Genomic DNA, 15,075 nt, shown 5'->3' with positions numbered 1-15,075 from the left:
CCTTTTGACCTACATCACAATGATTAATTTTGTTTAGATTTGTTTACTCTTTCCATATATGAATCAGGGCGTTGGCCAGAAATTGGCCACTTAATTTCGCACCGCAGTTGGGGTGGTTAAAAAATAATCGAATGAATAAAGAGACTTATAGCCGCTAAGGCGATCCACGGACCAAAGGCGATGACGTGATTGAGCTCGCGCTGCCCGCTAACTCTGGAAATCAAAACACATAAAATAGCGCCGCCCGAAGCCAATAAAAGCACCCAGGGTAAAAGCGACCAGCCCAACCAGGCGCCGATTGCCGCCAGCAGTTTTGCATCGCCCATCCCTAACGCCTCAATGCCTCTAATCCATTGATATAAAATCGATAGCGCCCACAACACGCAATATCCCGCTATGGATCCCCATACCGCTTCTTGTAATGAGCCGGGTAGCCATCCCATCGCTTTAAACAGCAGCGCAATCCACAGCAAGGGCAGCGTAATCACATCCGGTAAAAGCAGATGTTCGAGGTCAATAAAGGCTAATACCGTTAACGCCCAGAACAATATGAGCGCGCCCAGCAATTGCATATTGACTGGCATCAGCCAGATAAGCAGCAGCGTCAGAAGCGCGGTAATTATCTCCACCTGTGGATAACGCCCGCTGATTTTACAATGGCAATAACGGCATTTACCGCGTAACAGTAACCAACTTATGAGCGGAATGTTGTCGCGCCAGCGCAGCGCGGTGGTGCATTGGTGGCAGTGAGAGGGCGGACAACACACATTTAGCGGAGTGTTCGGGTGCACTATTTGCAATGGCAACCGCGAGATCACCACGTTAAGAAAGCTGCCTACGGCCAATCCTAATAGGCCACTAATTAAGCCATGTACGTATTCCATTACTCATACCTCGCGCCATCCAGGCTTGTCGTTGCCAGGACTTTACGCCGAAGCGAGGATAGGTGCGAGAGGTAAAAGGGCGTTACAGCGGCATACATCGGGATTGCAGAGCGGGCTCCAGAAATGGAGAGGAGAAGATTAAGCTTGCTGCTTAAACAGCTGGATCGCTTCCTGCACATTGCTGGTATTCAATGACATTACGCGGTCGTTATTAAGGAACACATCGTAGTGGCCGGCGTTATAGCGGAACACATATAGATCGCCGCGATAGCGCAATCCTTTGGTTTTCACCCCAATATGGTGGCGGCGCAGCGCTGCCTGAGAAAGTCTGTCAGTAGCCGTACTCATCGCATTATCCTCCAGACGTTATAAAACATATCCTGACTTAGTATAGGGTCAAAACCTTAATTTAACCTTAAGAAGTGTGCTGGTTCATGATGATAAACCGGCAAATTTGTCCCTTCCTCTACCAATCCTCAACGTGTCAGAAAAAGCCGACTTAGTACCCTTCTCATTTAATGTTGCGTTAAGTTAACCCGCGTATTTTGGAATAAATGGCCGTTAAATAGTGCTTAATTCCAAGGTAACATAATGAATTTTCTACCATTCTCACGGCCCTCGTTGGGTGAAGAAGAGTTAGCCGCCGTTAAATCGGTGTTTGAGTCGGGTTGGATCACCACCGGCCCGAAAAATGCCGAACTGGAAGAGGCTTTTTGCCAGCTCACTGGCAATCAGCATGCGATTGCTGTCAGCTCCGCCACGGCGGGGATGCACGTCACGCTGCTGGCGCTGGGCATCCAGCCTGGCGATGAGGTGATCACGCCTTCGCTGACCTGGGTTTCCACCATCAACATCATCACACTACTGGGTGCGACGCCGGTGATGATCGATATCGACCGCGACACCTTGATGGTAACGCCGGAGCTGATTGAAGCGGCGATCACGCCGCGTACGCGCGCCATCATTCCGGTGCATTACGCTGGCGCGCCCGCCGATATAGATGCCATTCGCGCTATTGGTGAGCGCCATGGCATTCCGGTGATTGAAGATGCGGCGCACGCCGCAGGCTGTTATTACAAAGAAAAGCACGTTGGCCAGCAGGGCACGGCGATCTTCTCCTTCCACGCCATCAAAAACATGACCTGCGCCGAAGGTGGCTTGATTGTCACCGATGATGCGGCGTTGGCCGACCGCATGCGCAGTCTGAAATTCCACGGACTCGGCGTCGATGCGTACGATCGCCACACGCACGGCCGCAAGCCGCAGGCCGAAGTGATCATGCCGGGTTTCAAATACAACCTGCAAGATATCAGCGCAGCGATTGCTTTGGTGCAGCTGAAAAAGCTGCCCGCCATCAATCAGCGCCGCGCGGCGATTGCGCAGCGCTATCTCACTGAACTGGCGAATACGCCGTTTCTGCCGCTGGCGCAGCCAGAATGGTCACATCAACACGCGTGGCATCTGTTCATTATTCGCGTTGATGAGGCGCAGTGCGGCATCAGTCGTGATGCGCTTATGGAAACCTTGAAAGCACAGGATATCGGCACCGGGCTGCATTTCCGTGCCGCGCACACCCACAAATATTATCGCGAACGCTATCCGCAACTCTCGTTGCCGCACACCGAATGGAATAGCGATCGCATCTGCTCAATCTCGTTGTTCCCTGATATGCGCGATGAAGATGTCACGCGCGTGATTAGCGCATTACGTCATATCGCTGGAGTTTGACATGCTGGAAGAAAAAGCCATTCGCAAAGTCTCCGTGGTGATCCCGGTGTACAACGAAGAGGAGAGCCTGCCGGAACTGGTGCGTCGTACTGATGCGGCCTGTGCGGGATTAAATCTGGCGTACGAGATTCTGCTGGTCGATGACGGCAGCAGCGATCGCTCGGGCGAGATGATTGCCGATGCCGCCGATATGCCGGGCAGCCATGTGGTTGGCGTGTTGCTGAACCGTAATTACGGTCAGCACTCGGCGATCATGGCGGGCTTTAGCCACGTCAGCGGCGACCTGATCATCACGCTGGATGCCGATCTGCAAAACCCGCCGGAAGAGATCCCGAACCTGGTGAAAGCGGCTAAGCAGGGTTATGACGTGGTGGGCACCGTGCGTCAAAACCGCCAGGACAGCTGGTTCCGCCGTCGCGCCTCACGCACCATCAATCATCTGATTCAGCGCGTCACTGGCAAAGCGATGGGCGATTACGGCTGCATGCTGCGCGCTTATCGCCGCCATATCGTCGATGCGATGCTGAACTGCCACGAACGCAGCACCTTTATTCCCATCCTCGCCAACACCTTTGCGCGCCGCACCATTGAGCTGCCGGTGGCGCACGCCGAGCGCGAATTTGGCGATTCAAAGTACAGCTTTATGCGGCTGATTAACCTGATGTATGACCTGGTCACTTGCCTGACCACCACGCCGCTGCGCTTGCTGAGCATCGTCGGCAGTTTGATTGCGCTGGCCGGTTTTGCCTTCTCGCTGATTCTGATTGTGCTGCGTCTGTTCCTCGGCGCGGCATGGGCCGGTGATGGCGTGTTCCTGCTGTTCGCGGTGCTGTTTATTTTTGTCGGCGCGCAGTTCATCGGTATGGGATTACTCGGCGAATACATCGGCCGCATTTACAACGACGTACGCGCCCGTCCGCGCTACTTCATCCAACGTGTGATTCACCCACAGCAAAACGCCTCATCTGTACAGGAAATTGAGCAATGAAAACTGTCGTCTTCGCCTACGCCGAAATGGGCTGTGCGGGTATTTCTGCACTTCTGTACGCTGGTTATGAAATCAGCGCTATTTTCACCCACTCAGACACAGGAACTGAGAGCCACTTTTTCGACTCCGTTGCGCGTTTAGCCGCTGAGCAGGGCATTCCGGTCTATGCGCCGGAGGATGTCAATCATCCGCTGTGGGTCGATCGCATTAAAACCATGGCACCGGATTACATCTTCTCCTTCTATTACCGCGCTTTGTTGAACGACTGCATTCTCAGCAGTGCGCGTTTGGGGGCCTTTAACCTGCACGGTTCGCTGCTGCCCAAATACCGTGGCCGCGCACCGCTGAACTGGGTGCTGGTCAATGGCGAAACCGAAACCGGCGTAACGCTGCACCGCATGGTGAAGCGCGCCGATGCCGGTGACATCGTGGCGCAACAGCGCGTGGCGATTGACGAGCAGGACAATGCGTTAACGCTGCATCGCAAGCTGGTTGCCTGTGCAACGCAGGTGCTGGAAGGCGCATTACCGGCGGTGAAACGCGGCGATATCGTTACCACACCACAAAATGAGCGCGAAGCCACGGTTGTGGGGCGCCGCACGCCAGAAGATGGCCGCATTAAATGGGAACAACCGGCGCACACGGTCAATAATCTGGTGCGCGCGGTGACCTATCCGTGGCCCGGCGCGTTCGCCTATGCCGGAACGGTGAAATTCGTGGTGTGGAAAAGTCGCGTACACAGCACTGAACATCAGGCCAAACCGGGTACCGTGCTTTCTGTTGAGCCATTCCTGATCGCCTGCGCTGAAGGCGCGCTGGAAGTGGTGACCGGTCAAAGCGATAACGGCGTGTTTATGAACGGCAGCCAGCTGGCGCAAAACCTCGGTATGGTGAAGGGCGCCTTGCTCTATTCTCAGCCAGTGGCGGCGGTGAAACGACGCACGCGCGTGCTGATTCTCGGCGTGAACGGTTTTATCGGTAACCACCTCACCGAGCGTCTGCTGCAGGATGATAACTTCGAAGTCTACGGTTTAGACATCGGTTCTGACGCCATCAGCCGTTTCCTCGATCAGCCACGCTTCCACTTTGTCGAAGGCGACATCAGCATTCACTCAGAATGGATCGAGTATCACATTAAGAAGTGCGACGTGGTGTTGCCATTGGTGGCCATCGCCACGCCGATTGAGTACACACGCAATCCGCTGCGCGTGTTTGAGCTCGACTTTGAAGAGAACCTTAAAATCATTCGTGACTGCGTGAAGTACAAAAAGCGCATCATTTTCCCATCGACTTCCGAAGTGTACGGCATGTGTACCGATCAGCATTTCGATGAGGATCACTCCAATCTGGTGGTTGGGCCGATTAATAAACAGCGCTGGATCTATTCGGTGTCTAAGCAGCTGCTGGACCGCGTGATTTGGGCTTACGGTGAAAAAGAAGGGCTGCGCTTTACGCTGTTCCGTCCGTTTAACTGGATGGGGCCGCGCCTCGATAATCTGAATGCCGCGCGTATCGGCAGTTCTCGTGCTATCACGCAGCTGATCCTCAATCTGGTGGAAGGCTCACCAATTAAGCTGATTGATGGCGGCGCACAGAAGCGCTGCTTCACCGATATTCGCGACGGCATCGAAGCGCTGTTCCGTATCATCGAAAATAAACAGAACAACTGCGACGGCCAGATCGTCAACATCGGTAACCCTGATAACGAAGCCAGCATTAAAGAGTTGGCCGAGCGTCTGCTGGCGAGTTTCGAACGTCACCCGCTGCGCAGCAACTTCCCGCCGTTTGCCGGCTTCCGTGAAGTGGAGAGCAGCAGCTATTACGGCAAAGGTTATCAGGACGTGGAACACCGTAAGCCGTCGATCAAAAACGCGCGTCGTCTGCTGGACTGGACACCAACCGTAGAGATGGATACCACCATCGATAACACGCTGGACTTCTTCCTGCGCACCGTTGAGCTACAGGATAAACCATGAAGAAAGTCGGTTTGCGTGTCGATGTCGATACCTGGCGCGGCACCCAACTTGGCGTGCCGGCGTTACTGGAGCAATTCAGTTTGCATCAGCTGCAGGCCAGTTTTTTTTTCAGCGTTGGGCCGGACAATATGGGGCGCCACTTGTGGCGCCTGTTAAAACCGCGTTTCCTGTGGAAAATGCTGCGGTCGCGCGCCGCATCACTCTACGGCTGGGATATTTTGCTGGCCGGCACCGCCTGGCCGGGACGTGAGATTGGTCGCGGTCTGGAGGAGATCATCAGCGCCACCGCCGATCATCATGAAGTCGGTTTGCATGCGTGGGATCACTTTGCCTGGCAAACCTGGGCGGGCGTGTGGCCGCAAGAGAAACTGGTTGAGCAAATTGCGCGCGGTAAACAGGTGCTGGAAGCGATCATCGGTGACAATGTCACCTGTTCAGCGGTGGCGGGCTGGCGCGCCGATGGCCGCGTGGTGGCTGCCAAGCAGCAGTTTGGTTTCAGCTACAACAGTGATTGTCGCGGCAGCGGTCCATTTATACCGATTCTCAGTGATGGCAGCCCCGGCACGGTACAAATCCCGGTGACCTTGCCGACCTGGGATGAAGTGGTTGGGCAATCGGTGAGCGCGGAAGGTTTTAATGACTTCATCCTCGAGCAGATCCATACCGCAAGCGGTTCGCCGGTTTACACCATTCATGCCGAAGTGGAAGGGATTGTCGGGCTTGAGGCGTTCGCCGATCTGCTGAGACGTGCGGAGCAGCAAGACATTCAGTTCTGTCCGCTCAGCGCCTTGTTACCCGACGATCTCACTACGCTGCCACAGGGCAATATCGTACGCGGGCATATTCCCGGACGTGAAGGCTGGCTAGGCTGCCAGCGCTAATTTTTACAGGAACCACGGATGCGTACAGTCACTAAAACCGCGTTACCCCTCGCGCTCTTCGCGCTGTTTTACCTGATCCCGATTGAGTTCCGCGCCTTGTGGCAGCCGGACGAAACCCGCTATGCCGAAATCAGCCGGGAAATGCTATTTAGCGGCAATTGGGTAGTGCCGCACTTCTTCGATCTGCGCTACTTCGAGAAACCGATCGCCGGTTATTGGGTCAATAACCTCGGCCAGTTGCTGTTTGGTCACACTAACTTTGGCGTGCGCGCCGGATCGATTTTCAGCACCACGTTGAGCGCGGTATTGGTGTATTGGCTCGGCACGCAGATGTTCGCCAGCCGTAAAATCGCGCTTAGCGGCAGCATGATTTTTCTCACCTCGTTGCTGGTGTACGGCGTCGGCACCTACGCGGTGCTCGATCCGATCCTGATGCTGTGGCTGGTCGCGGCGATGTGCAGTTACTGGCTGGCGTCGCAGGCCAGTAGCACGCGGCAACGATTGATCGGATATGTGTTGCTGGGTGCGGCCTGCGCCATGGGCTTTATGACCAAAGGTTTTCTCGCGCTGGCGGTACCGGTGCTGGCGATTCTGCCTTGGGCCATTTGGCAACGTCGTTTTGGCGAATTGCTGCGTTGGGGACCGCTGACGATGGTGGTCGCCGCCTTGCTTAGTTCGCCGTGGGCGCTGGCGATCAATCAGCAGGAAGGCGATTTCTGGCACTATTTCTTCTGGGTCGAGCATATACAGCGTTTCGCCGAGTCGGACGCACAGCACAAAGCGCCATTCTGGTACTACATTCCGGTGTTGCTGGCGGGCACTTTGCCGTGGCTGGCGCTGCTGCCGGGATCGCTGATTGGCGCGTGGCGTCAGCGCAGCCAGCAAGCCGGGCCGATCTATTTATTGAGCTGGGTGCTGCTGCCGCTGCTGTTTTTCAGCATCGCCAAAGGCAAGTTGCTGACCTATATTCTGCCGTGTTTCGCACCGCTTGCGCTGCTGATGGCGCATTACGCACACAGCGGTTCGGCGCAGGTGATTAAAGCGTTAAAGGTAAACGGTTGGATCAATCTGCTGTTCGGTTTGATCACCACCATAGTGGTTTTAGTGGTGCTGGCACCCTGGGGCGTTGCGCATCGTCCGGTTTATAGCGGCGATGAAGGGATGGGCGTGCTCTGTGCGGCGCTCTCCTTTATAGGTTGGGCCGTGATGGGCTGGTTGAGCCGCAAGCCGGAGAAGGGTCGCTGGCAGTTAGCCGCGCTCTGTCCGCTGGCGCTGGCGTTACTGGTGGGATTTGCCATTCCTGACAAGGTGCGCGATGCCAAGCAGCCACAGAGTTTTGTTAGCGCGGTACACGATCAACTGGCGGATAGCCGTTATCTGCTGGCAAACAATCCCGGCGTGGCATCAGCGGTGGCCTGGGAACTGCAGCGCAGCGACATCAATTTCTACGATGCCAAAGGTGAGTTGCAATATGGCCTGAGCTACCCGGATGCACAGTCACACTATATTGATGCGGATAACTTTGCCGACTGGCTGCGTATCCATCGTCGTCTGGGCAAGGTTTCGCTGGTGTTGATGCTGAATGCCAGCGATAGCACGCCGGATAAAAACCTGCCGGAACCGGATGATGTCTATCGTCAGGGCCGCCTGATTTACTACGGCTACGATGCGAAACCATGAATCTGCTGCTGATTTTACTGGTGAGCGTGCTGAGCTGTGCCGCCCAACTGTGTCAGAAGCAGGCGGCCCATCACGGTATCAAAAAAGGAATTTTCTGGCTGGCGCTCAGCATCCTGCTGCTCGGTATCGGCATGCTGCTGTGGCTGGCGGTATTGCGCGTGGTGCCGGTGAGCGTGGCGTATCCGATGCTGAGTCTTAACTTTGTGTTGGTGGCGATCGCCGCGCGTCTGATCTGGCGCGAAACCTACAGCGTGCAGCAGTGGATCGGTACGTTGGCGATTGTTGCTGGCGTGGCGCTGATGGGAAGTCATCTATGAAAGGCGTGATGCTGGCGCTGTGCAGCGTGTTGCTGGTATCGCTGGCGCAGCTGGTGCTGCGGTTGGCGATGCTGGATTTCCCGCCATTAAGCGAATTGCTGAGTGTGCAGCACTGGAAACCGCTGCTGCTGTTGGCGATGGGCCTCGGGGCGTATGCGCTGTCGATGCTGTGCTGGATGCTGGCGCTGCGCCAGCTGCCGCTTAACCGGCTCTATCCGCTGCTCAGTTTGAGTTATGTATTGGTGTGGCTGGCCGCGATTTCCTTGCCGATTTTGGGCGAAAACTTCCGCTGGAGCAGCTTTGCTGGCGTGGTGCTGATCGTGTTTGGCTTGATGCTGGTTTCGCTGCCGCGCCGTAAGTGATGGTGTTTATTTATGCACATACCGTAGCGGCGCAATTTATTGCGCAATAAATTGCGCCGCTTCGGAAGGTGCAGTGATGTGACACGGCGCTTAATTGAAAGCCATTACGCCACTCATGGCGATCTTTTTTATTTATCCCCTCAAAGGCATCCCTAAATAAATACATCATCCTGATGTAAATCCATCAAAATAAAAATCCCAAAATGCTTGAACTCACAATTCGGAAAGCAAATTCCAAATAAAAATTAACATGAAATAAAAACACCGCTAGCGTGAGTGCTCTGTTTGTTCTGCCGTATTTCCTTAATTTTTTCACCAGGAGGTATTATGGAAAGAGAACTTTATATATCCACTAACACCGCTTCCGGCCCCAATAGCACCACGCGCACCGAGCCATTTGTTAAAATTATTGCGCTGGTCGCCACGCTGGGTGGATTGCTGTTCGGCTACGATACCGGTGTAGTATCGGGCGCTTTACTCTTTATGCGTGACGATCTGCAGCTCACGCCTTTTACCACCGGGTTAGTCACCAGTTCACTGCTGTTTGGCGCCGCTTTTGGCGCGCTGCTCGCCGGTCATTTCGCGGACGCGCTGGGACGCCGCAAGATCATCATTTCTCTGGCCTTTATTTTTGCCCTTGGCGCCATCGGTTCGGCCTTCGCGCCGGATGTCATCTCAATGATCGCTTCACGTCTGTTCCTCGGTATCGCCGTCGGTGGCGCAGCGGCTACGGTGCCGGTGTATATCGCGGAAATTGCCCCGGCGAACAAGCGCGGTCAACTGGTGACCTTGCAGGAGCTGATGATTGTTTCAGGTCAGCTGCTGGCGTACGTGTCCAACGCCACTTTCAATGAAATCTGGGGTGGAGAACACACGTGGCGCTGGATGATCGCTATCTCAACTGTGCCCGCAGTATTGCTGTGGTTGGGCATGATCTTTATGCCGGAAAGCCCGCGCTGGCATGTAATGCGCGGTAATAGCCAGCAAGCACGCAAAGTACTGGAGAAAACCCGCGCGGCCGATGACGTCGAATGGGAGCTGGAAGAGATCGAAGAAACCATCGAAGAGAACCGGCAACAGGGCAAAGGCCGCCTGCGCGATTTGCGTACGCCGTGGCTGCGCAAAGTGTTCCTGCTTGGTATCGGCATCGCGGCGATTCAGCAGCTGACCGGCGTCAACACCATCATGTATTACGCGCCTACCATGCTGACGGCAACCGGCTTGAGCAACGATGCCGCGCTGTTCGCCACCATCGCCAACGGCGTGATTTCGGTGCTGATGACGCTGATCGGTATCTGGATGATCGGCAAAATCGGCCGTCGTCCGCTGGTGCTGATTGGTCAGATGGGTTGCACCGCGTGCCTGTTTTTTATCGCCGCGGTGTGCTTCTTCATGCCGGAATATCACCCGGCGGGTGACGTCAATCTGCTGCGCGCCTATCTGGTGCTGGCGGGCATGCTGATGTTTCTGTGCTTTCAGCAAGGCGCGTTGTCGCCGGTTACCTGGCTATTACTTTCCGAGATCTTTCCAGCGCGGATGCGCGGTATTTGCATGGGCGGCGCGGTATTTGCGTTGTGGATGGCCAACTTCGCCATTTCCATGGCGTTCCCGTTGCTGTTGGCGGCATTTGGTCTGGCCGGTGCCTTCTTAACCTTTGCCGTGATTGGTATTGGGGGATCGATGTTCGTGTTGCGCACCATCCCGGAAACCAAAGGACGCAGCCTGGAACAGGTCGAGCACTATTTCCATGAGTTGTACAAATGATGTCGCATTGATGTAAATCAATCAAGGTTCTGGCAGAGCAGCAAAACAACATCGCTTACTATAGCAAGATATCGACGCGACATAACAAAACAGAAGCTAATAAATATTACTCTTTCAGGATAGAACACACCATGACCTACAAAATAAGCCATGACCGACTCTGCGTTAATCGTAAAATCGCGCCTAATCTTAGTCTCGAGCGTTTTTTCTCGCTGGTTGAAAAGCTGGGGTTAAATAAAGTCGAAATCCGCAATGATATGAAGAGTGGTAGCGTGACCGATAATTTAACAGGCGAAGAATTTCGCCATCTCGCGACTCAGCATGCTTTTACTATTGAAACTATTAATGCGGTTTATCCGTTTAACCAATTAAGCGATGAGGTGCTGGAGAAAACGCGCGCTTTATTAAAAGACGCGCGTGCCACCGGTGCGAAAGCGTTAGTCCTTTGCCCACTGAATGACGGCACCGTTATTTCCCAGCAGCAAACCGTCGATGCGTTAAAAACGCTGGCGCCACTGTTTGCCGAATATGGCATTGCCGGTCTGGTGGAACCGCTCGGTTTCCCGCAAAGCTCGCTGCGTTCAGCGGCGCTGGCACAGCAGCTGATCAAACAAGCCGGCGCGCCGTTCAAAATCGTACTGGATACCTTTCACCATCATTTGTACGAAGGGGCTGAACAAGACTTTGCTGGCGGCATCGACGTCAACAATATCGGGCTGGTGCATTTGTCCGGCGTGACCGACGCGCGCCCAACGCATCAGTTAACCGACGAAGAGCGCATCATGTTAAGCGCCGACGATATGCTGAAATCGAAACAACAAGTGCAGCGTCTGGAAGAGATGGGCTATCGCGGTATTTACGCTTTCGAACCGTTTTCGTCGGTGATGGATAACTGGAGCGAAGAACAAATTGCTCGTGAAATCCACTCCAGCATTGCTTACCTGAATAACTAAGGAACACTTCCATGACGCTCAATATCGGTGTAATTGGCACGGGCGCGATCGGTCGCGAACACATTCGTCGTTGCAGCCAGGTGCTGCAACATTCGCGTGTGGTGGCGCTGAATGACATCAACCGCAGCAACTGCGAGCAGATCATCCACGATCTCGGCATTCAGGCGGAGATTTACGACAACGCACATGATCTGATTAACGCGCCAGAGGTGCAGGCGATTCTGGTCACCTCGTGGGGCCCAACCCATGAAGAGTTTGTGCTGGCAGCGATCAAAGCCGGCAAGGCGGTGTTCTGTGAAAAGCCGCTGGCGGTCACCGCGCAGGGTTGTATGAACATCGTGGAAGCGGAAATCGCCGCCGGTAAGAAGCTAGTGCAGGTCGGCTTTATGCGTCCTTACGACGCGGGCTACCGCGCGCTGAAGGCGGTGATTGAGAACGGTGACATCGGCGAACCGCTGATGCTGCACTGCGCGCATCGCAATCCCGAAGTCGGCGATTCCTACACTACTGATATGGCGATCACCGATACGCTGATTCATGAGCTCGATGTGCTGCGCTGGTTGCTGAAAGATGATTACGTTAGTGCGCAGGTGATCTACCCGCGCTCAACCAGTAAAGCCGCTTCGCATCTGAAAGACCCGCAAATCGTGCTGCTGGAAACCGCCAAAGGCGTGCGCATCGACGTCGAAATCTTCGTTAACTGCGCTTACGGCTACGATATTCAATGTGAAGTGGTCGGCGAAAGCGGTATTGCGCGCCTGCCTGAACCGATGTCGGTACAGACGCGCAGCGCGGCCAAACTCTCCACCAGCATTCTTACCGACTGGAAAAAGCGTTTCATCGATGCCTATGACGTGGAGTTGCAGGACTTCATCAATAACGTGTTGTCGGGTGAGATGACCGGCCCGTCTGCGTGGGATGGCTTCGCTGCGGCGGTTGCTGCCGATGCCTGTGTTGCGGCGCAAAAATCCGGAGACATCGTACCGGTCACTATGCCAGCGAAACCGGCGTTTTATAACTAAGTTGCTTTCCCTTCCTTAAACGCGCGTCAGGTTGAACTGGCGCGCGTATTATCGCGTATCACACTCTCTTCTTAGCGTTTTCCCGTGTATCATCGCCGCCTTTAAGATGTTTTGTAGGGAATAAGTGATGACGGAGATGACATTGTCCCGCCGCCAGCCTTCGGTATGGTGGGGCGCGATGATTATTTGCGGCACCGTGGTGGGCGCAGGGATGTTTACGCTGCCGGTGGTGATGGCGGGCGCGTGGTTTGGCTGGGCGATGATGTTACTGCTGATCAGCTGGGGCGGCATGTTGCTGTCCGGCTTGTTGTTTATGCGCGTCAGCCTCACGTATCCGCCGGGCGCTGGATACGACACTTTAACCAAAGATTTGCTTGGACGCGGCTGGGCGGCGCTGAACGGCCTCAGCATCTTATTCGTCCTTGGCATCCTGACATACGCCTACATTTCAGCCAGCGGCCCGGTCTATCAGCACTCAATCAGTCAGTTGGGATTACCCATCTCAACTGCAGAAGCCAAGGTGTTGCTGACGCTGTGCGTCGCCGTCGTCGTTTGGCTCGGTACGACGGGCGTCAGTCGCTTGATGACCTTCTGCGTGCTGGCGAAAATTCTGCTGTTGATCGTGCTGTTTGGCGGCCTTCTGACGCAGGTGAACGTGCCGTCGTTACTGAGCGGACCCGCTGCCGGTGAACGTTACTGGCCTTATGCACTCGGCGTGCTGCCGTTTTGTCTCGCTTCGTTTGGTTACCACGGCAACATCACCGGTCTGGTGAGCTATTACGGCGGCAATAAGCAGAACATCACGCGGGCTTTGGTGTTGGGAACGCTGCTGTCGCTGGCGCTGTATCTGTTTTGGCTAACCAGCACCATGGGAAATCTACCGCGCGCCGCGTTTCCTGAGATTGTGAAGCAGGGCGGCGATATCGCTGCGCTGATGGCGGCGCTGCGTGCGCATCTGCACGTCAATGCGCTGGCGCTGATGATGTCGATCTTCTCGCATTTCGCCGTGATTGCCTCATTCCTCGGCGTCACCGCCGGTCTGTTTGATTTCATCGCCGATCGTCTGGGATTCGGGAATTCATCTGTCGCACGCCTGAAAACCGCCAGCCTGACTTTCCTGCCGCCGTTACTTGCCTCGATTTGGTGGCCGAATGGCTTTGTCGCCGCGATTGGTTTTGCCGGACTGTTTGCTACCTTGTGGGCGGTGATCATCCCCGCGCTGCTGGCATGGAAATCTCAGCAACGCTGTTCGCTGGCGGTGGCTTTTCTGTTGGTGTTTGGCGCGATGAATATCCTTGCCTGGCTGTTGAGCTGGTTTGGGGTGTTACCGGAATTTGGTGGATGAGATGAGTCGCCAGAAATGGCGACTCGACTTTCAACCGGTACCTGATTAAAACAATTACTCTTTGTTGGATACCAACGTGCCTTTCAGGCCGTGCGGCTCGGAGCGCAGATACTGCGGTGGCGCTTTGGCCTGCGCACCCAATTCAGCGGCGGCATGCCACGGCCAGCGCGGGTCGTAAAGTACTGCCCGCGCCAGCGCGATCAAATCTGCGTCACCTACCTGCAATGCTTGTTCTGCCTGCTTTGGTTCCGTAATCAAGCCTACGCCAATCACCGGAATCTTTACCTGTTTGCGGATGTCGCGTGCAAAAGGCAATTGATAACCGGGACCGACCGTGATTTTCTGCTGCGGTGACAAGCCGCCGCTGGAGACGTGCACGTAATCGCTGCCCGCCGCTTCGAGTTGCTGGCTGAAGACAATCGACTGCTCCACATCCCAGCCGCCGTCAACCCAATCGGTTGCCGAGAGGCGCACACCCACCGCCACTGAATCTGGCACGGCGCTGCGCACCGCATGGAACACTTCCAGAGGGAAACGCAGACGATTTTCCAGCGAGCCGCCGTACTCATCCTCACGCTGGTTACTCAGTGGCGACAGGAACTGATGCAGCAAATAGCCGTGCGCAGCATGCAGTTCAATCAACTGGATACCGAGTTTCGCCGCACGCTGCGCGCTGTCAACGAAGGCCAGTTTCAGGCGCTCAAGATCCTGTTTACTTAGCGTAACCGGTGCGCGATCTTCAGGATTAAAGGCTTGCGCGGATGGTGCAACGGTTTGCCAGCCACCTTGCTCCAGCGACAGCTGATTGCCACCCAGCCACGGCGCGGCGCAGGACGCTTTGCGTCCGGCGTGACCGAGTTGAATACCAATGGGAGTGTCAGAATAGTGACGGATATCTTGCAGTACGCTGGCTAAAGCCGCTTCCGTTGCATCATCCCACAAGCCTAAATCGCCCGGAGAAATACGTCCGGCGGCTTCCACTGCTGTCGCCTCAATGATCAGCAAACCGGCGCCGGAAAGTGCCAGTTGCCCCAGATGAATGCGGTGCCAGGCGCTGGCTTTGCCATCCTCCGCAGAGTATTGGCACATCGGCGCGATGACGATGCGATTATCGAGCGTTAACTTACCCAGTTGTGTTGTACTAAACAGTAAACTCATTGAAACCTCATCTTCAG

At 55.1% G+C, this 15,075-nt stretch carries 14 protein-coding genes; 11 read left to right on the top strand and 3 right to left on the bottom strand.

Annotation, left to right across the window (positions count from 1 at the left end):
• Nucleotides 1-116: 116 nt before the first annotated feature.
• The gene (locus tag ACVLVH_RS02095) at nucleotides 117-884 is read right to left on the bottom strand and encodes a prepilin peptidase (protein WP_210080309.1); all 768 of its coding nucleotides are present in this window, start codon (nucleotides 882-884) and stop codon (nucleotides 117-119) included.
• Between the two features lie 138 nt (nucleotides 885-1,022).
• A complete protein-coding gene (locus ACVLVH_RS02090; protein ID WP_101761453.1) occupies nucleotides 1,023-1,232 on the bottom strand; it encodes a hypothetical protein in 210 nt (69 codons plus the stop codon).
• 243 nt (nucleotides 1,233-1,475) lie between these two features.
• Between ACVLVH_RS02090 and arnB the strand changes: the two genes are divergently transcribed.
• The 11 genes from arnB (at nucleotide 1,476) to ACVLVH_RS02035 (ending at nucleotide 13,900) form a co-directional block, all read left to right on the top strand.
• On the top strand, nucleotides 1,476-2,612 hold the full coding sequence (gene arnB / locus ACVLVH_RS02085) for a UDP-4-amino-4-deoxy-L-arabinose aminotransferase (protein ID WP_498948573.1): 1,137 nt from the start codon (nucleotides 1,476-1,478) through the stop codon (nucleotides 2,610-2,612).
• Nucleotide 2,613: 1 nt separating this feature from the next.
• Nucleotides 2,614-3,600, top strand: coding sequence for an undecaprenyl-phosphate 4-deoxy-4-formamido-L-arabinose transferase (gene arnC, locus ACVLVH_RS02080; protein WP_498948572.1), 987 nt, complete (start codon nucleotides 2,614-2,616; stop codon nucleotides 3,598-3,600).
• Nucleotides 3,597-5,576, top strand: a complete 1,980-nt coding sequence (gene arnA / locus ACVLVH_RS02075; protein WP_498948570.1) for a bifunctional UDP-4-amino-4-deoxy-L-arabinose formyltransferase/UDP-glucuronic acid oxidase ArnA — start codon at nucleotides 3,597-3,599, stop codon at nucleotides 5,574-5,576. The genes arnC and arnA overlap by 4 nt, the downstream gene beginning before the upstream one ends.
• Nucleotides 5,573-6,457: a 4-deoxy-4-formamido-L-arabinose-phosphoundecaprenol deformylase gene (gene arnD / locus ACVLVH_RS02070; RefSeq protein ID WP_280173101.1), complete on the top strand. Its 885-nt coding sequence runs from the start codon at nucleotides 5,573-5,575 to the stop codon at nucleotides 6,455-6,457. Before arnA ends, arnD begins: the two co-directional genes overlap by 4 nt.
• 18 nt (nucleotides 6,458-6,475) lie before the next feature.
• On the top strand, nucleotides 6,476-8,137 hold the full coding sequence (gene arnT, locus ACVLVH_RS02065; RefSeq protein WP_280173102.1) for a lipid IV(A) 4-amino-4-deoxy-L-arabinosyltransferase: 1,662 nt from the start codon (nucleotides 6,476-6,478) through the stop codon (nucleotides 8,135-8,137).
• A complete protein-coding gene (gene arnE / locus ACVLVH_RS02060; RefSeq protein WP_280173103.1) occupies nucleotides 8,134-8,454 on the top strand; it encodes a 4-amino-4-deoxy-L-arabinose-phosphoundecaprenol flippase subunit ArnE in 321 nt (106 codons plus the stop codon). Before arnT ends, arnE begins: the two co-directional genes overlap by 4 nt.
• Nucleotides 8,451-8,816, top strand: a complete 366-nt coding sequence (arnF, locus tag ACVLVH_RS02055; RefSeq protein WP_277974961.1) for a 4-amino-4-deoxy-L-arabinose-phosphoundecaprenol flippase subunit ArnF — start codon at nucleotides 8,451-8,453, stop codon at nucleotides 8,814-8,816. Before arnE ends, arnF begins: the two co-directional genes overlap by 4 nt.
• A 327-nt stretch (nucleotides 8,817-9,143) precedes the next feature.
• On the top strand, nucleotides 9,144-10,580 hold the full coding sequence (locus tag ACVLVH_RS02050; RefSeq protein WP_280173104.1) for a sugar porter family MFS transporter: 1,437 nt from the start codon (nucleotides 9,144-9,146) through the stop codon (nucleotides 10,578-10,580).
• 131 nt (nucleotides 10,581-10,711) lie between these two features.
• Entirely contained in the window at nucleotides 10,712-11,533 is an 822-nt protein-coding gene (locus ACVLVH_RS02045; protein WP_280173105.1) for a TIM barrel protein, read from the top strand.
• An 11-nt stretch (nucleotides 11,534-11,544) separates the two neighbouring features.
• Nucleotides 11,545-12,555, top strand: coding sequence for a bifunctional inositol 2-dehydrogenase/D-chiro-inositol 1-dehydrogenase (gene iolG, locus ACVLVH_RS02040; protein WP_312462612.1), 1,011 nt, complete (start codon nucleotides 11,545-11,547; stop codon nucleotides 12,553-12,555).
• Between the two features lie 127 nt (nucleotides 12,556-12,682).
• Nucleotides 12,683-13,900 carry an aromatic amino acid transporter gene (locus ACVLVH_RS02035; RefSeq protein WP_277974963.1) on the top strand — a complete coding sequence of 406 codons (1,218 nt, stop codon included), beginning with the start codon at nucleotides 12,683-12,685 and terminating at the stop codon, nucleotides 13,898-13,900.
• Between the two features lie 54 nt (nucleotides 13,901-13,954).
• Here ACVLVH_RS02035 and ACVLVH_RS02030 read toward each other — a convergent pair whose 3' ends face one another.
• Nucleotides 13,955-15,058 carry an NADH:flavin oxidoreductase/NADH oxidase gene (locus ACVLVH_RS02030; protein ID WP_498948568.1) on the bottom strand — a complete coding sequence of 368 codons (1,104 nt, stop codon included), beginning with the start codon at nucleotides 15,056-15,058 and terminating at the stop codon, nucleotides 13,955-13,957.
• Nucleotides 15,059-15,075 lie beyond the last annotated feature (17 nt).

Source organism: Kluyvera sp. 1366 (genome assembly GCF_054823405.1).
This window is presented reverse-complemented; position numbering and strand designations above follow the sequence as displayed.